This is a genomic window from Erythrobacter oryzae (genome assembly GCF_030271515.1).
Classification (GTDB): domain Bacteria; phylum Pseudomonadota; class Alphaproteobacteria; order Sphingomonadales; family Sphingomonadaceae; genus Erythrobacter; species Erythrobacter oryzae.
On the sequence record NZ_JASCXI010000001.1, the window covers coordinates 207,583 to 229,656 of the forward strand.

Annotated in this window: 22 protein-coding genes; 14 read left to right on the top strand and 8 right to left on the bottom strand. The window is 68.9% G+C overall.

Going from position 1 to position 22,074, the window contains the following annotated elements; genetic code table 11:
• Positions 1–5: 5 nt before the first annotated feature.
• Both PFX90_RS01055 and PFX90_RS01060 read left to right on the top strand, forming a co-directional pair.
• On the top strand, positions 6–575 hold the full coding sequence (locus PFX90_RS01055) for a TetR-like C-terminal domain-containing protein (protein WP_285709530.1): 570 nt from the start codon (positions 6–8) through the stop codon (positions 573–575).
• On the top strand, positions 572–955 hold the full coding sequence (locus tag PFX90_RS01060) for a PaaI family thioesterase (protein WP_285709532.1): 384 nt from the start codon (positions 572–574) through the stop codon (positions 953–955). The genes PFX90_RS01055 and PFX90_RS01060 overlap by 4 nt, the downstream gene beginning before the upstream one ends.
• On the opposite strand, the gene PFX90_RS01065 is transcribed toward PFX90_RS01060, so the two are convergent.
• Positions 952–2,556: an esterase-like activity of phytase family protein gene (locus tag PFX90_RS01065; protein ID WP_285709535.1), complete on the bottom strand. Its 1,605-nt coding sequence runs from the start codon at positions 2,554–2,556 to the stop codon at positions 952–954. The genes PFX90_RS01060 and PFX90_RS01065 overlap by 4 nt on opposite strands.
• Positions 2,557–2,682: 126 nt before the next feature.
• Between PFX90_RS01065 and PFX90_RS01070 the strand changes: the two genes are divergently transcribed.
• Positions 2,683–3,072, top strand: a complete 390-nt coding sequence (locus tag PFX90_RS01070; protein WP_285709538.1) for a BlaI/MecI/CopY family transcriptional regulator — start codon at positions 2,683–2,685, stop codon at positions 3,070–3,072.
• A complete protein-coding gene (locus PFX90_RS01075; protein ID WP_285709541.1) occupies positions 3,069–4,748 on the top strand; it encodes a M56 family metallopeptidase in 1,680 nt (559 codons plus the stop codon). Before PFX90_RS01070 ends, PFX90_RS01075 begins: the two co-directional genes overlap by 4 nt.
• Before the next feature lie 95 nt (positions 4,749–4,843).
• Here the strand turns inward: PFX90_RS01075 and PFX90_RS01080 are convergent, their stop codons facing one another.
• Complete coding sequence (locus PFX90_RS01080) at positions 4,844–5,332, bottom strand: hypothetical protein (RefSeq protein WP_285709545.1); 489 nt, start codon at positions 5,330–5,332, stop codon at positions 4,844–4,846.
• A 5-nt stretch (positions 5,333–5,337) separates the two neighbouring features.
• On the bottom strand, positions 5,338–6,216 hold the full coding sequence (ypfJ, locus tag PFX90_RS01085) for a KPN_02809 family neutral zinc metallopeptidase (protein WP_285709548.1): 879 nt from the start codon (positions 6,214–6,216) through the stop codon (positions 5,338–5,340).
• Positions 6,217–6,321: 105 nt separating this feature from the next.
• On the opposite strand from ypfJ, the gene PFX90_RS01090 reads away from it, so the two are divergent.
• From PFX90_RS01090 to PFX90_RS01110, 5 genes are all read left to right on the top strand, one after another.
• Positions 6,322–7,083, top strand: coding sequence for a 3-hydroxybutyrate dehydrogenase (locus PFX90_RS01090; RefSeq protein ID WP_285709550.1), 762 nt, complete (start codon positions 6,322–6,324; stop codon positions 7,081–7,083).
• Positions 7,080–8,591, top strand: a complete 1,512-nt coding sequence (locus tag PFX90_RS01095) for a M28 family peptidase (protein ID WP_285709552.1) — start codon at positions 7,080–7,082, stop codon at positions 8,589–8,591. The genes PFX90_RS01090 and PFX90_RS01095 overlap by 4 nt, the downstream gene beginning before the upstream one ends.
• A gap of 91 nt (positions 8,592–8,682) precedes the next feature.
• Positions 8,683–10,137 (top strand): IMP dehydrogenase, encoded by a 1,455-nt coding sequence (gene guaB, locus PFX90_RS01100; protein ID WP_285709553.1) that lies wholly within the window; start codon positions 8,683–8,685, stop codon positions 10,135–10,137.
• Positions 10,138–10,146: 9 nt separating this feature from the next.
• Complete coding sequence (locus PFX90_RS01105) at positions 10,147–11,325, top strand: RsmB/NOP family class I SAM-dependent RNA methyltransferase (RefSeq protein WP_285709556.1); 1,179 nt, start codon at positions 10,147–10,149, stop codon at positions 11,323–11,325.
• Between the two features lie 62 nt (positions 11,326–11,387).
• On the top strand, positions 11,388–11,885 hold the full coding sequence (locus tag PFX90_RS01110; RefSeq protein WP_285709559.1) for a tetratricopeptide repeat protein: 498 nt from the start codon (positions 11,388–11,390) through the stop codon (positions 11,883–11,885).
• A gap of 4 nt (positions 11,886–11,889) precedes the next feature.
• Here PFX90_RS01110 and PFX90_RS01115 read toward each other — a convergent pair whose 3' ends face one another.
• Positions 11,890–12,372 carry an RNA pyrophosphohydrolase gene (locus PFX90_RS01115; protein ID WP_285709561.1) on the bottom strand — a complete coding sequence of 161 codons (483 nt, stop codon included), beginning with the start codon at positions 12,370–12,372 and terminating at the stop codon, positions 11,890–11,892.
• On the bottom strand, positions 12,369–13,319 hold the full coding sequence (locus PFX90_RS01120) for an alpha/beta hydrolase (protein ID WP_285709563.1): 951 nt from the start codon (positions 13,317–13,319) through the stop codon (positions 12,369–12,371). Before PFX90_RS01120 ends, PFX90_RS01115 begins: the two co-directional genes overlap by 4 nt.
• Positions 13,320–13,413: 94 nt before the next feature.
• On the opposite strand from PFX90_RS01120, the gene PFX90_RS01125 reads away from it, so the two are divergent.
• The 3 genes from PFX90_RS01125 (at position 13,414) to PFX90_RS01135 (ending at position 17,166) form a co-directional block, all read left to right on the top strand.
• A complete protein-coding gene (locus PFX90_RS01125) occupies positions 13,414–14,400 on the top strand; it encodes a metal-dependent hydrolase (RefSeq protein ID WP_285709565.1) in 987 nt (328 codons plus the stop codon).
• A gap of 114 nt (positions 14,401–14,514) precedes the next feature.
• Positions 14,515–15,900 (top strand): cryptochrome/photolyase family protein, encoded by a 1,386-nt coding sequence (locus PFX90_RS01130; RefSeq protein ID WP_285709568.1) that lies wholly within the window; start codon positions 14,515–14,517, stop codon positions 15,898–15,900.
• Between the two features lie 72 nt (positions 15,901–15,972).
• Positions 15,973–17,166, top strand: a complete 1,194-nt coding sequence (locus tag PFX90_RS01135; RefSeq protein ID WP_285709569.1) for a serine hydrolase domain-containing protein — start codon at positions 15,973–15,975, stop codon at positions 17,164–17,166.
• Positions 17,167–17,178: 12 nt separating this feature from the next.
• Here the strand turns inward: PFX90_RS01135 and PFX90_RS01140 are convergent, their stop codons facing one another.
• The 3 genes from PFX90_RS01140 to purF all read right to left on the bottom strand — a co-directional run bounded on the left by PFX90_RS01140 (position 17,179) and on the right by purF (position 19,894).
• A complete protein-coding gene (locus PFX90_RS01140; protein ID WP_285709571.1) occupies positions 17,179–17,529 on the bottom strand; it encodes a PilZ domain-containing protein in 351 nt (116 codons plus the stop codon).
• Positions 17,530–17,677: 148 nt separating this feature from the next.
• The gene (locus tag PFX90_RS01145; protein WP_285709573.1) at positions 17,678–18,400 is read right to left on the bottom strand and encodes an SDR family NAD(P)-dependent oxidoreductase; all 723 of its coding nucleotides are present in this window, start codon (positions 18,398–18,400) and stop codon (positions 17,678–17,680) included.
• 6 nt (positions 18,401–18,406) lie between these two features.
• Entirely contained in the window at positions 18,407–19,894 is a 1,488-nt protein-coding gene (gene purF, locus PFX90_RS01150) for an amidophosphoribosyltransferase (protein ID WP_285709576.1), read from the bottom strand.
• 230 nt (positions 19,895–20,124) lie between these two features.
• Between purF and PFX90_RS01155 the strand changes: the two genes are divergently transcribed.
• Entirely contained in the window at positions 20,125–21,378 is a 1,254-nt protein-coding gene (locus PFX90_RS01155; protein WP_285709579.1) for a lipoprotein-releasing ABC transporter permease subunit, read from the top strand.
• On the top strand, positions 21,371–22,051 hold the full coding sequence (locus PFX90_RS01160; protein ID WP_285709581.1) for an ABC transporter ATP-binding protein: 681 nt from the start codon (positions 21,371–21,373) through the stop codon (positions 22,049–22,051). Before PFX90_RS01155 ends, PFX90_RS01160 begins: the two co-directional genes overlap by 8 nt.
• Positions 22,052–22,074: the final 23 nt, after the last annotated feature.

The window sequence follows — 22,074 nt, forward strand, 5'->3', positions numbered from 1 at the left end:
AGCGGATGACCCGGCGTGTGGCCTACCATCATGGCGATCTTGCGGCAGCCGCGCTCGATGCGGCCGAAGCGCTGGTGGCCGAGGACCCTGCGGCGGGCTTCTCGCTGCGCACGCTCGCCGAGAAGCTGGGGGTCGCGCACCGCGCGCTCTACAACCACTTTGCCGACCGCGAGGCATTGCTGGCGGCCTTGGCTGCACGCGGCTTCCAGCAACTTGCCGAGCGCCTTGCGCCCGCGCCCGATCCGGCGGGGTTCCTTGCCGACTATGTCCGCTTCGCGCTCGAACAGCCCGGGCTCTATGCGGTGATGACCGGGCGGCATCACGCGCAGATCAACGCCGTTCCCGCCTTGCGCGCGGCAGTCGACCGGGTGATCGCCGTGGCGCTCGATGCGCTCGCGACGCCGGGCGCGGATGACGACACCCGGCGGCGCGAGGTGATGCGGGTGTGGATGCTCGCCCACGGCGCGATCGGCTTGCAGCGCGCCGGAATGCTGAAGATGCGCAGCGACGCGGCCTTCGCCGCCGAGGTGTTGCAGATCGCGGGCCTTGCACCGCCTGAGGAGACGACGCGATGAACCCTGCCGATGCCATGCCCTTCTCGAAGCTGATGGGCGTGACCGTCACCGCCGCCTCGGCCCAAGGCGTCGAGGGCGAGATCACCGTGCGCGAGGACCTGTGCACCGCAGGCGGGATCATGCATGGCGGGGCGATCATGGCCTTCGCCGATGCATTGGGCGCGGTGGGCGCGGTCGCCTGCCTGCCCGAGGGCGCGAAGGGCACCACCACGATCGAGAGCAAGACCAATTTTCTCGGCGCCGCGCCGGTCGGGAGCCTCGTGAAGGGCCGCAGCGTGCCGCTCAAGACGGGCAAACGGATGTCGGTGTGGCAGACCACCATCGACACTGGCGAGGGCAAGCAGGTTGCGGTGGTGATCCAGACGCAGCTGGTGCTTTAAGGCTTCGGCTCCACCCGCCGCGCCGAGAGGATTTTGATCTTCGGCTCCAGCATCTGCCCCTTCATCACCCCGTCGCCCGCCTCCGGATCGCGCGGGGCGGCGAGGATTTTCGCGACGATGTCCATGCCCTCGGTGACATAGCCGAAGACGGCATAGCCCGCGACCCAGGCGGGGTCGCTCGCGGTCGGATCGGCGTCGAAGCCGTTCTGGTCCTCGACCATGATGAAGAAGTCGCCGTCGGCGTCACCCGGCGCGCCCATCGCCATCGACAGCGCGCCGTGGGCATGGGTGAGGCCGGTTGTGCTGGTCGGCTCGTGGGCGATCTTGGGGAGGACGCGCCTGGGGTCGCCGCGGGTGCCGCCTTGCACGAGACCCGAGGGCTGGCGCTCGCCCTCCAGCGCCATCGCGCGGTAGAAGGTGGTGCCGTCGAGGCGCTTCTGGTCGACATAGCGCAGGAAATTGCCCGCGGTGACCGGCGCGCGCTCGGTCTCCAGCGCGATGGTGACGGGGCCCAGCTCGGTCTCGAGCACCACGGTGACGCTTGCCGCCTCGGGATGGGGGCGCACCGCGGGGCGGGCGGTGACGAGCGGGTTGGCTGCGGGGGCAGGGGCAGGGGCGGCCTCAGGGGCAGGCGGGCCGGGGAGCGTGAATTTGTAGAGATAGGTGCGCTGGCATTTGTCGTGCTCGCGCGTCCGGCAATTGTCATTGTTGTCGTCGGAGATGAGGTAGAGCGCCGTCGCGCCCGCCTCCTCGCGCACCGCCAACCCCTCGAAATTGTCGAGCACCAGCGGCGGCGCGAGCACGGCGAGGGTGGTCGCGGTGTTGTCGGGGGCGAGGGCGATGATCGCGGCGCGGCTGCGCTGTTTGGGCGGGTCGCTCGGGGTGTAGCTGCGGAAGAGGACGTAGCAGGTGCCGTCACCCTTGCAGCTCGCGTCGGTCGGCACGCCGCCATAGGCCGCGATGCCCTCGGGCGCGGGGAGGGTGAAGGGGGTGGCCGCGCCGTCATCGCCGATGCGCAGGCAATTGGGGCGCGCAGGATCGGTCCACTCCCCGCAGGCGAGCACCCCGCCGGGGTAGGCGGCGAGGGTCTCGATCCCGTCGTTGGAAGGCTTTGCGGGCAGCAGCGCGGAGGCCGCCGTGTAGTCGCCGCTCGGCGGGCGTACGAGATCGCCATAGCGCCAGATGCGGTGCTGCTGTTCGAAGGCGACCAGCCATTCGCCCGAAGGCAGGCGGGTCAGCGCCTCGGCATCGCCGCGGGTCTTGTCGTCGATTGCGGAGCCCTTCGCGTCGCGGAGCGGGCCGAGGCGCACGCCCGAGACATCGGTCAGGCGGCCCTGCACCTGATCGATGGAAAGCTCCATCCAGCGCCCGTCATCGGTGATCGCGACCAGCGTGTCGCCGTGCCATTCGAGGCTCGAGATGCCGCCGATATCGGCCTTGTCGGGGAAGATCTCGACTCCGCCGCGGAAGGTCAGGACGCCGGTGTCGCCCGTTCCGATGTCGGCGGGAGCGGTCTCGGGGAGGAAAGCGTCATCGCCTCGCGCGGCCAGCGGCGCGGCGGCAAGGGCGAGGGTGAGGGCAAGAGCGCGCATCCATGTCATTCGTCCGGGTGTATCGCCGCTTCGACGAAGCGCAAGGCGGGAAGGGCCCCGTTCAGCCGCGCGCAAGGTTTACAAGCGTAGTCGCCATGACTACAGATGTAATCATCAAGCGAGGGAGACGCTGTCGTGTCTGCATCAGAAGAGCATCCCGGAGAGCGCATCACCGATGCCGAATATGCGGTGATGGAAGTCCTGTGGGACCGCCCGCGCCAGACCGCGGCGGAAGTGTGCGAGGATGTCTGCGCGAGCCGCGACTGGAGCCTCGCCACGGTCAAGACCCTGCTCTCGCGCCTCGTCCAGAAGGGGGCCCTGCTGGCCGAGCCCGATGGCCGCCGCTTCCTCTATTCGCCGCTGATCGCGCGCGAGGATTATGTCGGGGGCGAGAGCCGCCGGCTGGTCGACCGACTGTTCGGCGGCAGCGCCGCCTCGCTGGTCGCGCATCTGGCCGAGACCGAAGCGCTCACCGCCGATGATCTCGCCGAGATCGAGGCGCTGCTGAAGGAGCTGCGGGCATGAGCGCGATCCTTATCCAGACGCTGGCGTGGACCGGCGTGCTGATCGCTGCGGTGCTGCTGCTGCGCCGTCCCGTTGCGCGCTATTTCGGCCCCGAGGCGGCCTATGCGCTGTGGGCGCTGCCGCTGCTGCGCCTGATCGTGCCGCCGGTGGTGCTGCCTGCGTGGATGGCACCCAAGTCCCCCGCGCCCGCCGCGCCTGTCATCGTCGACGCGCCGCCGGTCTCCGATCCGGCGCTGCTCGAGGCCGCCGCCGCCGCGCTACCTGCCGACACGCTGCCCGCCGCGCCCATCCCTGCGCCCGAGCCCGGCTTCGACCTGTTCGCCGTGCTGGCCGACTGGCCGATCGTCGAGATGCTGCTGGTCGTCTGGCTCGGCGGGGCGGCGCTGTTCCTCGCCTTGCGCTTTGCCGCCTATTTCTCCCTGCGCGACGGCCTGCTCGCCGGTGCCCGCGAGCTGGGGCGGGCGCGGGGGCTGATGGGGATGCCGGTGCGCCTCGTCGAGACGCCCGCGACCCATGCGCCGCTGGCGATGGGCGTGCTCGATCCGGTGATCGCTCTGCCTCCGGGCTTCCTCGCGCTCCATGACCGCACCGGCCGCGATCTCGCGCTGGCGCATGAACTCGCGCACCATCGCGGCGGGGATCTGCTCGTCAACATCCTCGTCCAGCCGCTGTTCGCGCTGCACTGGTGGAACCCGCTCGGCCGCTTTGGCTGGCTCGCGCTCAGGCGTGACCAGGAGGCGGCGTGCGATGCGCGGGTCATGGCCCGGCGCGGCGCGCAGGAGAAGGCCGCCTATGCCGCGCTCATCGCCCGCTTCGCTGCCGCCCCCGGCACTGCCCACAACGCCGCTCTGACCGCGCCGATGGCCTGTCCGGTGCTCGGCGAGAAATCGATCATTCACCGCCTGAGGAGCCTATCCATGTCCGATCTTTCCCCCCGCCGCCGCATGGCCGGCCGCGCGCTGCTCGGCGCGGGGCTGCTCGCCCTGCCGCTGACCGCGAGCATCACCTATGCCGCCAGCGAAACCGAGAGCGTGCTCGAAGCGCCCGAGCCGCCCGAGGCCCCCGAACCCCCCGTGCCGCCCGAAGCCCCCGAGGCTCCCGAAGCGCCCGAGCCGCCGTCTGTCCTGCTGCTTGACGCCTCCGACGCGCCCGGCGACCGCACTGTCACCGAACGCGTCTGGCGCGATGCCGATGGCAAGGAGCGCCGCGTCAAGATCGTCACCCGCGGCCGCCCTGATGGCGAGGCGATGGCGCGCGAGCTCGAGGGGGTCGAGGGCCTCGACAAGGGCGAGCGCGACGCGATGCTGGCCGAACTGCGCGCCAGCCTCGCCGAGGCCGACCGCGAGCTCGCCGAACTGCCGCGGATGCTCGCCGAAGCCCGCGCCGAGGCCGATGCCGCCAATGCCGAAGCCCGCGCCGCCGGCTCGCCGATGCGCGTGGAAGTGCGGCAGGCTTGCCGCCCCGGCAGCGAGGAAGTGAGCGAGACCACCACCCGCGGCGGCGTCCAGATCGTCAGCATCTGCCAGAAGCGCATCTATGCCTCGGCGGTGATGGGCCTCAAGGAAGCGCGCGCCGAGATCGCGGGCAACAAGGACATCCCCGAGGAAACCCGCAAGCAGCTACTGCGCACGCTCGATGCGCAGATCAGCCGCTGGAGCAGCGGCCGCGAGAGCTGACGCCTTCAAGGTTCGATCGGGAGCCCGGGAGCGGGCGGGAAGGGGGCGCTAAGCCTGTTTCCCGCCCGCTGCTGTTTTCGCAGGTGCCCTGGCGTTCACTTCTTGGGCCGCGCCGGATAGGCGCAGCCGCGCCCCAGACCCCAGCCCTTGAGGAACGAGCGGCGCACCATCCCCGCCGTATAGGCCGCGCGCAACTTGCGGTCGTTGTCCGCCGCGCCCGTCACCTCGCGCAGAATGCCGCGGAAGGGGATCACCGAGCCGACCACGCTCTGCCCGATGCGGCCCTCGCTGATGCGCTTGCCCCCGTCATCCTCGGCAATGTCGTAATCCGCGCCCAGCACCATATCGAGCTCGGCGATGGCGCTCACCAGCGCGTTGCACTTGCCGAGCCCCTTGGTCGCATAGGGATCGGCCACCGCCGCCACGAGCACCTCGGGAATGTCGCGCCCGTCGATGTTGAGATCGCGCAAGGGGGTCTTGGCGACTTCGGTCGCGTCGGGCTCGGGCATGGCCTGCGCGGCGAGCGGGAGCGGCGTGCCTGCGCATCCGAGGGCAGCGAGCGTGGCGAGAAGGGCAGGGCGCATCACAATCAACCTCTTTCGAAAAACACGTCGCAGGCGGTGTCGTCATTCGCTTCCAGACCCAGCCGCAGCGCTTGCATGCGCTGGCGGCTGGAGCCGTGGGTGAAGCTTTCGGGATTGACCCCCTGACCCGCATTGCGCTGGAGAGTATCGTCGCCGATCGCGCTCGCGGCTTTCAAACCCTCCTCAAGATCGCCGGCCTCGATAAGGTTGCGGTTCTTGCCCGCCCATAATCCAGCATAGCAATCTGCTTGAAGTTCCATCGCCACCTGCAGGCGGTTGGCGGCGGCGGGATTGCTGCGCTGGGCTTTCCTCACCTGATCCGAAATGCCGGTCAGATTCTGGATGTGGTGGCCATATTCATGCGCGATCACGTAGAGCCGCGCGAAGTCTCCGCCGGTGCCCGACATCTGCGCGAGCTGGTCGTAGAAGCTGGTGTCGATATAGATGCCCTTGTCGGCCGGGCAGTAGAACGGCCCCACCGCCGAGGTCGCGCTGCCGCAGCCCCCGGTGTTGACCCGGCCGTTGCGGTAGAGATCGAGCACCGGCTGCTCGAAGGGGATGCCGGCGCGCTGGAAGGCCGTGCTCCACGTGGCATCGAGGCTGGTGAGCGCGTTGCAGGCTTCGGTGGCATATTCGTTCTGGGTGCAGACCTCCTGCGCGCTGAGTTCCTTGCCGCTGCCGCTCTGGGCCGGGGCGGTCTGTTGCTGCACCCCTTGCAGCACCCCGATGGTCTGCATCGGATCGAGCCCGAACACGACAGCCCCGATCAGCGCGATCACCAGCGTCCCGCAGCCGATCCCGCGCGGGCCCAACCCGCCGCCGCCCCCGCCGCCATCGGAGGAGCGGACATTGATCCGTGACGTGTCGAACGGCCCCAGACGCATTTTCGATTCCTCCCCTTGGCCCCCTGGATTGCAACAATTCTGTTGGACAGGCACGTGCCACACGGCAAAAGCGCTGCATGGCCTGATGGCCCGAACGTGCAGGAGATGCGGCGAATGCTCAAGGACAAGCGTGCTCTGGTGACCGGCTCGACCTCGGGGATCGGCCTTGCGGTCGCCCGCGCGCTGGCGGCCGAGGGCGCGGGGGTGATTCTCAACGGGCTGGGCGATCCGGACGCCATTTCAGCGCTCTGCGACGAGCTGGGGGCGACCTACAACGGCGCCAACCTGATGGATCCCGCCGCCATCGCCGCGATGATGGAGGAGGTCGGCCCGGTCGATATCCTCGTCAACAATGCCGGGATGCAGCACGTCGCCGCGATCGAGGCCTTTCCGGCGGACAAGTGGGACGCGATCATCGCCTTGAACCTCACCGCCGCTTTCCACACCACGCGCCTTGCCGTGCCCGCGATGAAGGAGCGCGGCTGGGGCCGGATCATCAACACCGCGAGCGCGCATTCCGCCGTCGCCTCGCCGTTCAAGAGCGCTTACGTGGCGGCCAAGCATGGCCTTGCCGGCTTCACCAAGACCATCGCGCTGGAACTCGCGACCCACGGCATCACCGCCAATTGCATCTCTCCGGGATATGTCTGGACGCCGCTGGTCGAGAACCAGATCCCCGACACCATGGCCGCCCGCGGCATGACGCGCGAGCAGGTGATGAACGACATCCTGCTCGCCAAGCAGCCGACCAAAGAGTTTATCGCCCCCGAGGATGTCGCCGCGCTCGCGGTGTTCCTGTGCTCGCCCGCGGCGCGCGGGATCACCGGCGCGAACTACGCGATCGACGGGGGCTGGACCGCCGAATGAGCCTTTCGCGCGCTCTTGCCCTGCTGCTGGTGGCGCTGCTTGCCGCCTGCGCGCCTGCGGCCCCGCGCCCGGCGAGCGTCGCGCCCGAAGATCGCGCCGCGATTGCCGCGCGGCTCGAGGCGGATATCGCGGCGCTGTCTTCCGACGCCATGGCGGGGCGCAAGCCCGGCACCGAGGGCGGTCGCGAGACCTATGCCTGGATCGAGCAGCGCATGGGCGAGGCGGGCCTTGTCTCGGGCACCAATGACCCGGGCTCCTACTGGCGCCTGCCGGTCGACCTCCTGAGCGTCACGCCCGAGAGCGCCGAGCTGGTGCTCGGCCAGGGGCGGCGGCGGGTGGTCGTCCCTACCGAGGATGCCGCGGTCTTCACCCCGCGCCGCCGCGCGCTCGCCTTCGGTGGGCCGGGGACGGGGGTGCCGGTGGTGTTCGTGGGCTATGGCGACGGCTCGGTGCTCGGCGATGCGCTCGCGGGCGCGGTGGCGGTGATGTTGGCCGATCCGGGCCGCGATCAGGCCCGCCGCGAGGCCCTGTTCCGCCAGCGCGCGACCGCCGTGCTCACCATCCTCCCCGACCGCGATGCGCTCGCCGCCCTGCGCGCCCGCGAAGACCGCCCGCGCCTGCAACTCGCGAGCGAGGAGCAGGACCACCTCGCCGCCTATATCACCGACAAGGCTTTCGCCGAGGTGATCGGCGCGCGCCGCTGGGCCGGGTGGAAGAAGGAGGCCGAGGCGGGCGACCACGCCTTCGCCCCGCTCGAACTCAACCTCTCGGTCAGCATCGAGGCGACCAGCGACCGCCGCGAATTCGCGAGCCAGAACATCATCGGCATGATCCCCGGCAGCGTGCCGGGATCGGGCGCGGTGCTGGTGCTGGGGCACTGGGACCACCTCGGCGAATGCGGCCCGCCCGAGGCCATCGACCGGATCTGCAACGGCGCGGCCGACAATGCCAGCGGCATCGCGATGATGCTCGAACTGGCGCGGCGGCTTAAGGCCGGGCCGCCGCCGGCCCGCGACGTCTATTTCCTCGCCACCACCGCCGAGGAGCCCGGACTGCTCGGCATCCGTGCCTTCGTCAAGAACCCGCCGTTCCCGCTCGCCAGCATCGTCGCCGCCTTCAATCTCGACATGATGGCGGTCGCGCCCGCCGGAAGCCCGGTCGGCTACATCGGGCGGGGCAGAGACGCGGCGCTCGACGATGTGGTGCTGGCCGCGATGGGCAACCGCGGGCGCACACTGGGCGACCAGACCCTCGCCGATTCTTTCCTGCAACGTCAGGACGGCTGGGCGCTGGTGCAGGCGGGCGTGCCTGCGGTGCTGCTGTCGAGCACCTATGGCACCCGCGCGATCCTCGATCCCTTCATCGCGTCGCGCTACCACCAGCCCTCGGACGAGGTGGAGGGAATCGAGCTCGGCGGCGCGATCGACGATCTGCTGCTGCACGAAGATCTGATCCGCACGCTTGCCGACCCGCAGAAGTATCCCGCGCCCGCGAAGACCCGCCCCTAGCGCTCCGCGCAAACCGCGGTTACATGGGCCGCCACGAATCTCCCGCCAGAGGAGATGCCCCCTCTACCTTTGCAAGCGAAAGTGGCGCTCCATGGATATCCCGCTCGGTCTGACCTTCGATGACGTGCTGCTCCGTCCGGCGGAGAGCAACGTCCTGCCGAGCATGGCCGACACCTCGACCCGGCTGACGCGCGACATCCGGCTCAACATCCCCGTCCTGTCCTCGGCGATGGACACCGTGACCGAAGCCGACATGGCGATCGCCATGGCGCAGCTGGGCGGGATCGGGGTGCTCCACCGCAATCTCGATATCGACGCGCAATGCGCCGCGGTGCGCGCGGTCAAGCGCTACGAGAGCGGGATGGTGGTCAACCCCATCACAATCGGGCCCGACGCGACCCTCGGAGAGGCGCAGGCGCTGATGCAGGCTAACCGCATCAGCGGCATTCCCGTGGTCGACGCCGGTGGCAAGCTCGTCGGCATCCTCACCAACCGCGACGTGCGCTTTGCCGAGAACCCCGCGCAGCCCGTGCGCGAGCTGATGACCACCGAGAACCTCGCCACCGTGCCGCTCGGCACCGGGCAGGAAGAGGCGCGCCGCCTGCTTCACGCCCGCCGGATCGAGAAGCTGCTGGTGGTCGACGATGCCTTCCACTGCATCGGCCTCATCACGGTCAAGGACATCGAGAAGGCGGTGAACTATCCGCACGCGACCAAGGACGGCACCGGCCGGCTCCGTGTGGCCGCCGCGACTACCGTGGGTGACGCAGGCTTCGCGCGCACCGAGGCGCTGGTCGATGCCGAGGTCGACGTGATCGTGATCGACACCGCCCACGGCCACAACATCGAAGTCGCCCGCGCGGTCGAGCGGGTCAAGAAGCTCTCGAACGCGGTGCAGGTGGTCGCGGGCAATGTGGCCACCGCCGAGGCGACCCGCGCGCTGGTCGATGCAGGGGCCGATGCGGTCAAGGTCGGGATCGGGCCGGGCTCGATCTGCACCACCCGCGTCGTCGCGGGCGTGGGCGTGCCGCAGCTGACCGCGATCATGGAAAGCGCCGCCGAGGCCGCCAAGTCGGGCGTTCCGGTGATCGCCGATGGCGGCCTGCGCACCAGTGGTGACGCGGCCAAGGCGCTCGCGGCGGGCGCGTCCAGCGTGATGATCGGCTCGATGCTCGCCGGCACCACCGAAAGCCCGGGCGAGGTGTTTCTCTACCAGGGCCGCTCCTACAAGGCCTATCGCGGCATGGGCTCGGTCGGCGCGATGGCGCGCGGCTCGGCCGACCGCTATTTCCAGCAGGACGTCTCGGCGATGAAGCTGGTGCCCGAGGGGATCGAGGGACAGGTGCCCTTCAAGGGCCCCGCGGCGGACGTGGTCCACCAGCTGGTCGGCGGGATCAAGGCGGCGATGGGCTACACCGGATCGCGCACCATCACCGACCTGCAGGAACGCGCGCAGTTCGTGCGCATCACCAATGCGGGGCTTTCCGAAAGCCACGTCCACGACGTCGCCATCACCCGCGAGGCGCCGAATTATCCCACACGCTGAGGCCTCGATATGACCCCCGCCGCTAGAGTACAGGCGGCGATCGAGCTGCTCGACACCGTGATCACGTCCGCGCGCAGCAAAGGCGCGCCTGCGGACCGGATCATCGCCGACTATTTCCGCGCGCGCCGCTATGCCGGATCGAAGGACCGCCGCGCGGTGCGCGATCTCGTCTACCGCGCGATCCGGCTGTGCGGGCCGGTGCCTGCCAGCGGGCGTGCGGCGATGCTGGCGGTGGCGGGGCAGGACGAAGCCATTGCGGCTCTGTTCGACGGCTCCCCCCACGGCCCCGCTCCACGCGGTGAGGGCGAGGAGGCGGCCAGCACCGGCCTTGCCCCCAAGTGGCTCGCCGCGGCCTTGCGTGCCTCGGGCCTTGGCGGGCGCGAGATTGCCGCGCTGCTCGACCGCGCGCCGCTCGATCTGCGGGTCAATGCGCTGAAGGCCGACCGGGCGGGGCTCGAACTCCCCGAACCGGGCGAGCCGCTCGCCAGCGCGCAGGGCCTGCGTTTCCCCTCCGGCACGCCGGTCGAGCAATGGGAGGCCTACGAACAGGGCTTGGTCGAAATCCAGGACCTCGGCAGCCAGCTGATCGTCGAGGCGCTGCCGGTGGCTGCGGGCGACACCATTATCGACCTTTGCGCTGGAGGCGGGGGCAAGACCCTCGCGCTGGCCGCGCGACTCGGCAATGCCGCGAGCCTTGTCGCCGCCGACACCGACAAGCGCCGCCTTGGCAACCTCGCCCCCCGTGCGGCCAGGGCAGGGGCGGCGGTCGATCACACCGTGCTGCTCGATCCCGGCCGCGAGATGCGCGCCCTCCACCCCTGGGCGAACAAGGCCGATCACGTGCTGGTCGACGCGCCCTGTTCGGGCAGCGGGACATGGCGCCGCAGCCCCGAAGGGCGCTGGCGACTCGACCCGGCCGAGCTCGCGCGCCTTAACCATTTGCAGGACCACGTCCTCGGCCTCGCCGCGCAGCTCACCCGGCCGGGCGGGACCATCGCCTTCGTCACTTGCTCGGTTCTGGATGCAGAAGGCGCGGACCGGATTTCCGTTTTTCTCGAGCGCCATCCGGGGTGGACCGCCGAGGCCCTGCCGCTCCCCTTGGGCAGCCCTCGCGGTGCAGGAATCCGCCTCGATCCGCTCCATCACGGCACGGATGGTTTTTTCGTCGCGTGCCTTCGTTCACCATGATAGCATCCTTTGCTATGACCCAGCCGCCCGGTTCCCGGTCTCAAGCACTGAAGGAGCTTCTGATGCGTTTCGCAGCCCCTGCCGCCGCCCTGTCGCTGTGCCTCGCCATGACCGCGAGCATATCGCTGGCAGGGAGCGAGACAGGGCCCGATCCGCGCGCCGAGGCGCTGATCGCGCAGGGGCAGGCGCTGCTGGCGGCAGGCGAGGCCCAGGCCGCGACCGACGCCTTCGAGGCCGCGCTGGCGGTCGATCCGGGTTACACCCCGATCTTCATCAACCTCGCCGACGCCGCGCGCCAGCAGGGGTTGCAGGGCAAGGCGATCAAGTATTACCGCGAGGCGCTGGAGCGCGATCCGGGCAACTTCGCCGCGATCTCGGGCGAGGGCGCGGCGCTGGCGGAGAAGGGCGCGCTGGAAAAGGCCAAGCGCAACCTCGCCAAGCTGCAATCGCTGTGCGGGGATGACTGCCCCGAGACGGTGGCGCTGCAATCGACCATCGCCCGCGGCGCGCCCGCAAGGCTCGCGGTGGAGAGCAAGGGCGATGGGGCGGCGTCGAACTGAGGCGTCAGATCAGCCCGCGGAATTCCGCCAGCACTTCCTCATAGACCGCCCGCTTGAAGGGCACGATCACCTCGGGCAGCAGGCCCGGCACGATCCAGCGCCATTCGTTGAATTCGGGCGGATCGTGGGCTTCGAGGTCGATGTCCGCGTCCTCGCCCAGGAACCGGCCGAGGAACCAGTGCTGTTCCTGTCCGCGATACTTGCCCTTCCACACCTTGCCGAGCAGCTCGGGCGGCAGATCGTAGCAGATCGGCTTGGAGGCCTGCGCGATCACCTCGACCATGTGGGCAGGCACCCCGATTTCCTCCTCAAGCTCGCGCAGGGCTGCTTCGCGCACGTCCTCGCCCTTGTCGATCCCGCCCTGGGGCATCTGCCAAAAGCCATGCGCCGAAGGGTCGATCCGCTGGCCGACGAAGACGAGGCCGTCGCGGTTCACCAGCATGAAGCCGGCACACGGGCGGTAGGGGAGGGTCTCGGGGTCGATCATGCGGGGTTCCCCAGCATGAATGTCATCGCCGCGACGATGCGTTCGAGATCGCCCTGCGTGCTCGGCACCATCTGCCGCAGGTTGACGAAGGAGTGGGTCACCCCGCGCATCTCGAGGAACACGCAATCACGCCCCGCATCGACCAGCGCCCTCGCATAGGCGCGGCCCGAATCGCGGATCGGATCGAGGCTGGCAGTGACGACGATGGTGGGCGGGGCGGTGGAGTGGTCCGACAGGATCGGGAAACCGCGCGGGTCCGAGCGGTCGGCGGCATAGGCGGCGTCGAAGAAGCCCATCGTCTCGGCGGTGAGTACGAAGCCCTCGCTGAACTGCGCCATGCTCGCCGAGCCCTCGGCGTCGGCGACCAGCGGGAAGATCGGCACTTGCAGCAGCACGGGGACGGCGGCGGGTTGCTGCCCAAGCAGTTGGCTCACCACCACGGTCGCATTGCCCCCCGCCGAATCGCCGATGGTGACGATGCCGCTCGCGGTCAGGCCGAGTTCGGCAGGCGACGAGGCCACCCAGCGCGTCGCCGCCTCGCAATCGAGGATGGCCGCGGGGAAGGGCGCCTCGGGCGCGCGGGCATAGTGCACCGCGACCAGCGGCAGATCGGCGAGCGCGGCGATCTCGGTGCACAGCGCGTGGTGCGTTTCGAGGTCGCCGATGACGAAGCCGCCGCCGTGGTAGAAGGTGATGACGGGGGTGGGGCCCTCGCGGTTTTCGCGGGCGTCATAGAGGCGCAGCGCAATGTCGCCCGCCGGGCCGGGGCAGGCGAGATCGCGGATTACCGGAAGCTGGCGCGCGGGCCGGTCGGCGAGGTTGTGCAGCGCCTGATAGGAGGCGCGCGCCTCCTCCAGCGTCATGTCGACGATCTTGGGCCCGTTCACCTGCGCCATCATGTCGAGGAAGGCCTTCATGTCGGGGCGGATGAAAGGCGCGTCGGTCATCGTGGTTCTCTCCCGTTGTCGGGCGCTGCGATAGGCGAGGGAACGGCGCATTTCCACTCGCTAGATTGCAGGCGGCGCGCTAGCCTCGAATGCGATGGACAATCTGACACATAGCCTGGTCGGCGCGGTGATGGGGCAGGCGGGGCTCAAGAAGACCACCGGCCTCGCCATGCCCGCCCTCATCATCGGCGCAAACCTGCCGGACGTGGACGCGGCGTGCTTCTTCTGGCTGCACGGCACCGAGCACCTCGCGTTCCGCCGCGGTATCACCCACGGCCCGCCCGCGCTGGTGCTGCTGCCGCTGATACTGGCAGGGCTGCTGTGGGGCTGGGACCGCTGGCAGACCAAGCGCGGCACCCGGCCCGAGGGGCGGCTGCCGGTGCGCTTCGGGTGGCTCTATGCGATGGCCTTTGTCGGCTGCCTCAGCCACCCCTTCTTCGACTGGCTCAACGTCTACGGCATCCGGCTGCTGGAGCCCTTTTCGAGCCAATGGTTCTACGGCGACACGCTGTTCATCATCGACCCGTGGCTGTGGGCGATGCTGATCGCGGCGGTGTGGGTTTCGCGGCGGCGGGAGAAGGTGGGGGGTGCGAAGTGGGCGCGGCCTGCTCAGGTGGGGATTGCGGTTGGGCTGGCCTACATCGGGTTGAATTGGGCGATATCTGCGCGCGCTTCCGAGGAAGCCAATCGAGCCGCACAACGGACCAAATTCGAATTCCTCGAGCATGGGCATGCCGTCATTGCGAGCCCGGTCCCTCTCCAATTCTGGAAGCGGCAGACAATCTATTCGAGCTACACCCAGCGATATCGCCTCGGCGACTGGTCCGCCTTTGGCGGGCTGGCGAGCGAGGCCCTCACCCCCGGTCAGCCATGTAACTGGAAGCTGGAATATTTCGAGGGCAAGCTCGGCTCGCAAGCCGACGCCTTCCTGTTCTGGTCGCGCGCGCCCTTTCTCACCCGCGCGGCAGATGGCTCGGTGGTTCTGCGGGACGCGCGCTTCACCGACCCGCGGGTGGAGGACAGGTTCAGCCTCGCGCTGCCGGATGTTAAGTGCGAGCCTCTACCCCCGTCGTCACCCTGAACTTGTTTCAGGGTCCATTTCTCCCCAAACGCCTCCGCTCGAATTTGCGGGATGGATCCTGAAACAAGTTCAGGATGACGGCGTTGGTGGGAAAACGGAAATTCAGAGAACCCAATGACCCAAATCGTCTGGCTGCGGCGCGATCTGCGCCTCGCCGATAACCCCGCGCTCTACCATGCCGCCAAGGCCGGGCCTGTGGTGGCCGTCTATGTGCTCGACGATGAGAGCCCCAAGCACCACGCATATGGCGGGGCCTCGCGCTGGTGGCTGCATCATTCGCTGGCGAGTTTGGCGAAAAGCCTAGAAGCCAGGGGCAGCAAGCTGATCCTGCGGCGCGGGGAGGCGGTGGCCGAGCTGACCAAGCTGGCCGAGGAAACCGGCGCGACCGCCATCCACGCCAATTGCCATTACGAGCCGTGGTGGCTCAATGCCGAGCGCAAGCTGGCCAAGAGCCTCGACCTGCAATTGCACCACGGCAATTACCTAATGCCCCCCGGCTCGATCACAACCGGCACGGGCGGGCAGTACAAGATCTACACCCCCTTCAGCCGCGCCGTCCGCGCCGAATTCCCGCCGCGCTCGGAAGTCCCCGCGCCCGAACGCCTCGAAGCGCCCGCCAGCTGGCCTGCCTCGGATGACCTTGCCGCATGGAACCTCCTACCCGCCAAGCCCGACTGGGCGGGCGGGATGCGCGATTTCTGGGAAGTGGGCGAGGAAGCGGCCCATGCCCGCCTCGCCGCATGGGAAGCGGACGTCGACGACTACGACGACAAGCGCAATGTCCCCAGCGTCGACAAGGTCTCGCGCCTCTCGCCGCATCTGCACTTCGGCGAAATCTCGCCCGTGCAAATCTGGCACCGCTTCAAGCACAAGCGCTCCAAGGGCTGGGAAACCTTCGAGGGCGAACTGATCTGGCGTGACTATTCGCAGAACGCGATCCTGCAATTCCCCGCCTATGCGACGCAGAATTATCGCGAGGATTTCGACCGCTTCCCCTGGCGCGACCCCGCCAATGATCCCGCCGCCGCGCGCGACCTCAAGGCATGGCAGCAGGGCCGCACCGGCTACCCGATCGTCGATGCCGGGATGCGCCAGCTGTGGCAGACCGGGTGGATGCACAACCGCGTGCGCATGATCACCGCGAGCTTCCTCATCAAGCACCTTCTGATCGATTGGCGCGAGGGCGAGAAGTGGTTCTGGGATACGCTCTGCGATGCCGACTACGCTTCGAACGCCACCAACTGGCAGTGGACCGCGGGGACGGGGGTCGACAGCAACATGTTCAGCCGGATCATGGCGCCGCTCAGCCAGTCGGAGAAATTCGACTCCGCCCGCTACATCCGCACCTATGTGCCCGAACTGAAGGGGCTGGACGAACCCTACGTGCACGATCCCGAGGAATTCGGGCGGCGGCCCGCGGGCTATCCGCGCAAGATCGTGCCTCACAAGCAGGCGCGCGAGCGGGCGCTGGCGGCATTGAAGACCATCAAGCAGGGCTGAGCGGCAGGGCTTGCCCCCGATGCCTCTGCCCGCCTATGCACCCTCCCGACAACAAAGCGAGAGGGTGACAGGATGGGCATGATCAGGACGACGGTTTCGGGCGTGGCGCTGGCGCTGCTGCTGGCGGGCACAGGCGTCGGCGCCGAGGAGCAGGGGCCTCCCGCGCCGACCGCGCGCCTCACCCAGCCGCCCGCGCGCGACCAGTCGGACTTGCAGGTGCTGTTCTGGTCGGACGCCCAGCGCGCCGAGCGTTTCCGCGCGATGGAGCAATGGTTTGCCGGCCACGAAGTTCCCGCCGCCGCCAGCCCCCGCGCGCTCCCCAAGGGCGCGCCGCTCAGCGCCGAATTGCAGGCCGATCTTGCCAAGCTGATGGCCGAGACCAACGCCGCCGGGATCATGGTGCTGAAGGACGGCAAGATCCGCTACGAGGCCTATGGCCTCGGCCTCGGCCCCACCGATCGCTGGACCAGCTTCTCGGTCGCCAAGAGTTTTACCTCGACCCTGCTGGGCGCGGCGATCAAGGACGGCTTCATCAAGAGCCTCGATGATCCCGTGACCAAGTATATCCCCGGCCTGGCGGTCAGCGCCTACGAGGGTGTCACCGTCCGGCAGCTCGCCACCATGACCAGCGGGGTCAGGTGGAACGAGGACTATACCGATCCCAAGTCCGACGTCGCGCAGATGAACCGCTTCGTGGTCGAATATGGCGCGGAGGCGATCGTCGCGCAGATGAAGGCGCTCCCGCGCGAGGCGGAGCCGGGCACGAAATGGGTCTACAAGACCGGCGAGACCAACCTCATCGGCGTGCTGGTCGAGAACGCGGTGGGCAAGCCGCTCGCCGAATATGCCAAGGCGAAGATCGTCGATCCGGCGGGGTTCGAGGGCGACCTGTTCTGGATGGTCGACCCGCGCGGCGGGAATATCGGCGGGTGCTGCCTGTCGATCCGCCTCGCGGATTACGCGCGCATGGGCCAGTTCGCGCTCGAGGGCGGCAAGGGCGTGGTGCCCGAGGGCTGGTTCGCCGAGGCCGGCAAGGCGCAGGTCGAGTTCGGCCCGCAGGCGCCTGGCTTCGGGTATGGCTACCAGTGGTGGGCCTACCCGATGGGCAGCTACGGCGCGCAAGGCATCTTCGGGCAGGCGATCACGCTGGTTCCCGCCAAGAACCTCGTCGTCGCCATCGTCAGCAACTGGCCGACCGCGACCTCGCCCGGCGGCCGTGCCGACGCGCGCGAGGTGGTGGCGAAGATCGCGCTGACGGCCGAATAGGCCCCCGGCGGGTCAGATCGACGAGCGGTAGACCCCGGCGGCGCTGGTGTAGCGTTGCAGGATGTTGTCGTGGACGATCGGGCTCAGCAGCTCGCTGAAGGCGCAGCCGACGATGCAGTTGTCCCACCACACCACCTCGGCCTGAAGCGATTCGAGGCCGGGCAGCGTCAGCCAGCACATCTGGCCTTCGTGCATGCGGTTGATCGAGGCGGCCGAGAAGCCCGAGATCGAGAGGTCGTGCACCACGCTCTGGAAGGCGCGGCCACCCGAGGCCCGCAGCGTGGCGGGGATTGTCAGCCTGGTGCGCGGACTGCAGCGATCTTCCTGCGAGGCGGCGTGATAGGGATCGGTCGTGGGCGGCATTGCCGTGGGCCTTGTGTCGAAGCTTGCGGTCTCTCGGGGCGGTTTGGTCCGCGGGGGAGCTTGCACCCGCGTTCCCTAAGCGAAGCTTTCGAACAATGGTAAATGCCGGATTAGGGGTAATTCCGCCGGCGCCGGGAAAGGCGCGGGCTCAGCCGATGCGTTCGCGGTGCAGGCCCTCGAAGCCATCGGCCGCCAGCGCAGTGAGCCGCTCGGCCACCACCTCGGGGCCCTTCAGTTTGGAAGCGTCCTCGCCCGGATAGGCGCGCGCGCGCATCTCGGTGCGGGTCGCGCCCGGATCGATGATCGCGACGCGAAGGGGGCTGAGGCGCTCGACCTCGGCGGCATAGGTTTCGAGCAGGTTCTCGAAGGCCGCCTTGGTCGAACTGTAGGCCCCCCAATAGGGCCGCGGATTGGCCGCGACCGAGCTGGTGAGGCCGATGATCTTGCCCGCCTTCGCGCGGCGCAGCAGCGGATCGAAGCCCGCGATCAGCGCCTGGTTGGCGACCAGGTTGGTGAGCAGCGCCTGGTTGAATTGCTTGGGCTCCATCTGCGAGGCCGGGGTCAGCTCGGGGAGGTAACCGGCGGCCAGCACCATGATATCGAGCGTGTCCCAGCGCCCGGCGATGGCGCTGGCGAGGCGCGAGACGGCATCGGGCTCGGTCAGGTCGAGCGGCGCGATGGTCGAGGTGCCGCCCGCCGCATGGATCGCGTCCTCCACTTCCTCCAGCGCCTTGACCTTGCGCGCCACCAGAATGACGTGCGCGCCCGCGGCGGCCAGCGCCTTGGCGGTGGCGGCGCCGATCCCGCGGCTCGCTCCGGTGACGAGCGCGGTCTGGCCGGCGAGCGGCTTGGCATTGGTGGTGTCGGTCATGGGATGTCAGGCAGCCTTGGGGTCAGCAAAGGGGAGCTGGGCGCTCTTGGCCTCGGCGAGGGCAAGGTCGGTCAGCGAGGTCGGATATTCGCCGGTGAAGCAGGCGTCGCAGAACTGCGGGCAGGCCTTGTCGCGCCCCTGCTTGCCGACCGCGCGGTAGAGCCCGTCGATCGAGATGAAGGCGAGGCTGTCGGCCTTGATGAACTCGCGCATCGGCTCCAGCTCCATGCGCGCGGCGAGCAGCTTGGAGCGCTCGGGCGTGTCGACGCCGTAGAAGCAGGAATGCGCGGTCGGCGGGCTGGCGACGCGGAAGTGGATTTCCTTGGCCCCGGCCTCGCGCATCATCTCGACGATCTTCAGCGACGTGGTGCCGCGCACGATCGAATCGTCGATCAGCACGATGCGCTTGCCTTCGACCAGCGCGCGGTTGGCGTTGTGCTTGCGCTTCACCGAGGAGTGGCGCTGGCCGTCGCCCGGCTGGATGAAGGTGCGCCCGACATAATGCGAGCGGATGATGCCGAGCTCGAAGGGTAGGCCAGAGGCTTGCGCAAAGCCGATCGCGGCGGGCACCCCGCTGTCGGGGACGGGGACGACGAGGTCGGCCTCGCACGGGGCTTCGAGGGCCAATTCCATGCCGATGGCCTTGCGCGCCTCATACACGCTGCGGCCGGCGAAGACCGAATCCGGCCGGCTGAAATAGACGTGCTCGAAGATGCAGGGGCGCGGGGCCGGGCTGCCGAAGGGGCGCACCGAGCGGATCTCTCCGGCGAAATCGACCAGCACCAGCTCGCCCGGCTCGATCTCGCGGATCAGCTCGGCGCCGACCACGTCGAAGGCGACGGTTTCGGAGGCGAACAGGATCGCGTCACCCATCCGGCCCATCACCAGCGGGCGGATGCCGAGCGGGTCGCGGCAGGCGATCATGCCCTCGGGCGTCATCACGATCAGCGCATAGGCGCCCTCGACCAGCCGCAGCGCATCGACCAGCCGGTCGGCGATGGTGGGATAGCGCGAGGTGGCGACGAGGTGGATGATCACCTCGGTGTCGGAGGTCGACTGGAAGATCGAGCCCTTGTTCACAAGGTCGGTCCGCAGCGCCATCGCGTTGGAGATGTTGCCGTTGTGCGCGACCGCAAAGCCGCCGCTGGCAAGGTCGGCATAGAGCGGCTGGACGTTGCGCAGGCCCGACCCGCCGGTGGTCGAATAGCGCACATGCCCCGCCGCCATGTGGCCGGGGAGCGCGGCGATCGCGTCAGAAGAGGAGAAATTCTCGGCGACATGGCCGAGGCCGCGGCGGGCATAGAATTCGCTGCCGTCGAAGCTGACGATCCCGGCGGCTTCCTGCCCGCGATGCTGGAGCGCGTGAAGGCCCAGCGCGGTCGTCGCGGTCGCATCGCTGGCGCGGATCACGCCGAAGATGCCGCATTCCTCGCGCAGCTTGTCGCCATCGGCATCGAGGAAGGGATGGGTTACATTCAGGAGGCTCATCGGCATCACCAGACCTGTTCGCGTGCACACCCGGGTTGGCGCAACGCCCCAATGGCGATGTGACGGATCAATTACAAGGCCGACCAGCCTCCGCCTGCCGCCTTTTTGGCGACAGGTGTGTGACACGCCTGTCCTCAAGTAGCGAAGCGGTAGGACAACAAGGACTCAGCATTGCAGGGTCGTGCCTGCCGCACTACAGGCAGCGTTCAGCCAACAACGGGCACCTCTCACCTCCCATGCTCTCCCCCTTCGAATGGATGATCGCCAAGCGCTACCTCTGGCCCGGCCGGGGGGAGGCGTTCATTGCGCTCGTCGCGGCGATCTCGGTCGGCGTGGTCTCGCTCTCGGTCGCGCTGCTGGTGGTCGTCATGAGCGTCATGAACGGTTTCCGCAGCGAGCTGCTCGACAAGATCACCGGACTGAACGGCCATGCGGTGGTGCAGTCGGTGGGCGGGCGGATCGAGGACTGGCAGAGCGTGCTGGCGACGCTCGAGAGCACCCCGGGCGTGGTCGGCGCAACCCCGATGATCGAAAAGCCGCTGCTCGTCAGCTTCAACGGCAATGTCGACGGCATCCTGCTGCGCGGTCAGGCCGACAAGGAGCTCGCCGGCTACCGCGACAAGGTGCTGCTGGGCGACATCGCGACGCTCTCGCAGCCGCCCGAGCCCGAGGGCTTCGCGCGCGTCGCGGTCGGCAGCCGGCTGGCGCAGAACCTCGGCATGCGGGTGGGCGACGTCATCACCATCATCAACCCCGCGGGCCGTTCGACCCCCTTCGGCACGACGCCGCGCCAGGTGCCCTACGAGGTCGGCGCAATCTTCGAGGTCGGGATTTCGACCTTCGACGAGAAGTTCATCATGATGCCCATCGCCGAGGCGCAGAACCTGCTCTTGATGGGCGATTCGGTGGCCCAGATCGAGGTGAGGGTCGACAATCCCGACAAGGTCGGCACGATCCTCGCCCCCGCACGCGAGAAGCTGTCGGGCCGGATCGTGATCGCGGACTGGAAGTCGATGAACTCGGCGCTGTTCGAGGCCCTGCAGGTCGAGCGCGTGGCGATGTTCTTCGCGCTGTCCTTCATGGTCGTGGTCGCCTCGTTCAACATCCTCTCGAGCCTCGTGATGCTGGTGCGCGCCAAGACCCGCGACATCGCGATCATGCGCACGATGGGCGCGACGCGGCGGAGCCTGCTCAAGATCTTCGTCACCACCGGCACCACCATCGGGGTGATCGGGACGGGGACGGGGCTGCTGCTGGGTTCGGTCATCCTGTTCTTCCGCGAGCCGATCGTGGCGGGAATCGCCTTCGTCACCGGCCAGCAGATCTGGGACCCGGAGGTGCGCTTCCTCTCGACGCTCCCGTCGCGGACCGATCCGTGGGAGGTCTTCGGGATCGTGGTGCTGGCGCTCGGGATGAGCTTCCTTGCGACGCTCTATCCGGCGCTGAAGGCGGCCAACACCGATCCGGTGCAGGTGCTGCGCTATGAGTGATGCCGCCCCCATCGTCGCCCTTACGGGTCTCAAGCGCGCCTTCGAGCAGGGGGGGGAGCGGATCGAGGTGCTGCGCGGGGTCGACCTCGCGATTCAGCCCGGCGAGATCGTCGCGCTGCTCGGCCCCTCGGGCTCGGGCAAGTCGACGCTGCTGCAAGCCGTGGGCCTGCTGGAAGGCGGGTTCGAGGGCGGGATCAGCATCGCGGGCACGGCCGCCGAGGCGCTCGCGGGCGACGCGCGCACGAAGCTCAGGCGGGAGCATCTGGGCTTCGTCTACCAGTTCCACCACCTCCTGCCCGATTTCGACGCGCGCGAGAATGTGGTGATGCCGCAGATGATCCTCGGCACCCCCCGCGCCGAGGCCGAGGCGCGGGCCGAGAGCCTGCTGACCAGCCTCGGGCTCGGCCACCGCCTGACCCACCGCCCGAGCCAGCTGTCGGGCGGCGAGCAGCAGCGCGTCGCCGTCGCCCGCGCGCTCGCCAACCGGCCGACGCTGGTGCTGGCGGACGAGCCGACCGGCAATCTCGACGAGCACACCGCCGACACCGTGCTCGCCCAGTTCCTCGCGCTGGTGCGGGGCGAGGGCAGCGCAGCGCTGGTCGCCACCCACAACGAGCGGCTGGCGGCGAAGATGGACCGGGTGGTGCGGCTGAAGGAAGGCGTGCTGATCTGACAGGCGCGCCCTTGCATTCCCGC

Excerpts from the sequence above, each read along its gene's own strand:
- PFX90_RS01055 (WP_285709530.1), top strand. The coding sequence starts at position 6 with ATGACCCGGCGTGTGGCCTACCATCATGGCGATCTTGCGGCAGCCGCG.
- PFX90_RS01060 (WP_285709532.1), top strand. The coding sequence starts at position 572 with ATGAACCCTGCCGATGCCATGCCCTTCTCGAAGCTGATGGGCGTGACC.
- PFX90_RS01065 (WP_285709535.1), bottom strand. The coding sequence starts at position 2,556 with ATGACATGGATGCGCGCTCTTGCCCTCACCCTCGCCCTTGCCGCCGCG.
- PFX90_RS01075 (WP_285709541.1), top strand. The coding sequence starts at position 3,069 with ATGAGCGCGATCCTTATCCAGACGCTGGCGTGGACCGGCGTGCTGATC.
- PFX90_RS01080 (WP_285709545.1), bottom strand. The coding sequence starts at position 5,332 with ATGCGCCCTGCCCTTCTCGCCACGCTCGCTGCCCTCGGATGCGCAGGC.
- ypfJ (WP_285709548.1), bottom strand. The coding sequence starts at position 6,216 with ATGCGTCTGGGGCCGTTCGACACGTCACGGATCAATGTCCGCTCCTCC.
- PFX90_RS01090 (WP_285709550.1), top strand. The coding sequence starts at position 6,322 with ATGCGGCGAATGCTCAAGGACAAGCGTGCTCTGGTGACCGGCTCGACC.
- PFX90_RS01095 (WP_285709552.1), top strand. The coding sequence starts at position 7,080 with ATGAGCCTTTCGCGCGCTCTTGCCCTGCTGCTGGTGGCGCTGCTTGCC.
- guaB (WP_285709553.1), top strand. The coding sequence starts at position 8,683 with ATGGATATCCCGCTCGGTCTGACCTTCGATGACGTGCTGCTCCGTCCG.
- PFX90_RS01105 (WP_285709556.1), top strand. The coding sequence starts at position 10,147 with ATGACCCCCGCCGCTAGAGTACAGGCGGCGATCGAGCTGCTCGACACC.
- PFX90_RS01110 (WP_285709559.1), top strand. The coding sequence starts at position 11,388 with ATGCGTTTCGCAGCCCCTGCCGCCGCCCTGTCGCTGTGCCTCGCCATG.
- PFX90_RS01115 (WP_285709561.1), bottom strand. The coding sequence starts at position 12,372 with ATGATCGACCCCGAGACCCTCCCCTACCGCCCGTGTGCCGGCTTCATG.
- PFX90_RS01120 (WP_285709563.1), bottom strand. The coding sequence starts at position 13,319 with ATGACCGACGCGCCTTTCATCCGCCCCGACATGAAGGCCTTCCTCGAC.
- PFX90_RS01125 (WP_285709565.1), top strand. The coding sequence starts at position 13,414 with ATGGACAATCTGACACATAGCCTGGTCGGCGCGGTGATGGGGCAGGCG.
- PFX90_RS01130 (WP_285709568.1), top strand. The coding sequence starts at position 14,515 with ATGACCCAAATCGTCTGGCTGCGGCGCGATCTGCGCCTCGCCGATAAC.
- PFX90_RS01135 (WP_285709569.1), top strand. The coding sequence starts at position 15,973 with ATGGGCATGATCAGGACGACGGTTTCGGGCGTGGCGCTGGCGCTGCTG.
- PFX90_RS01140 (WP_285709571.1), bottom strand. The coding sequence starts at position 17,529 with ATGCCGCCCACGACCGATCCCTATCACGCCGCCTCGCAGGAAGATCGC.
- PFX90_RS01145 (WP_285709573.1), bottom strand. The coding sequence starts at position 18,400 with ATGACCGACACCACCAATGCCAAGCCGCTCGCCGGCCAGACCGCGCTC.
- purF (WP_285709576.1), bottom strand. The coding sequence starts at position 19,894 with ATGCCGATGAGCCTCCTGAATGTAACCCATCCCTTCCTCGATGCCGAT.
- PFX90_RS01155 (WP_285709579.1), top strand. The coding sequence starts at position 20,125 with ATGCTCTCCCCCTTCGAATGGATGATCGCCAAGCGCTACCTCTGGCCC.
- PFX90_RS01160 (WP_285709581.1), top strand. The coding sequence starts at position 21,371 with ATGAGTGATGCCGCCCCCATCGTCGCCCTTACGGGTCTCAAGCGCGCC.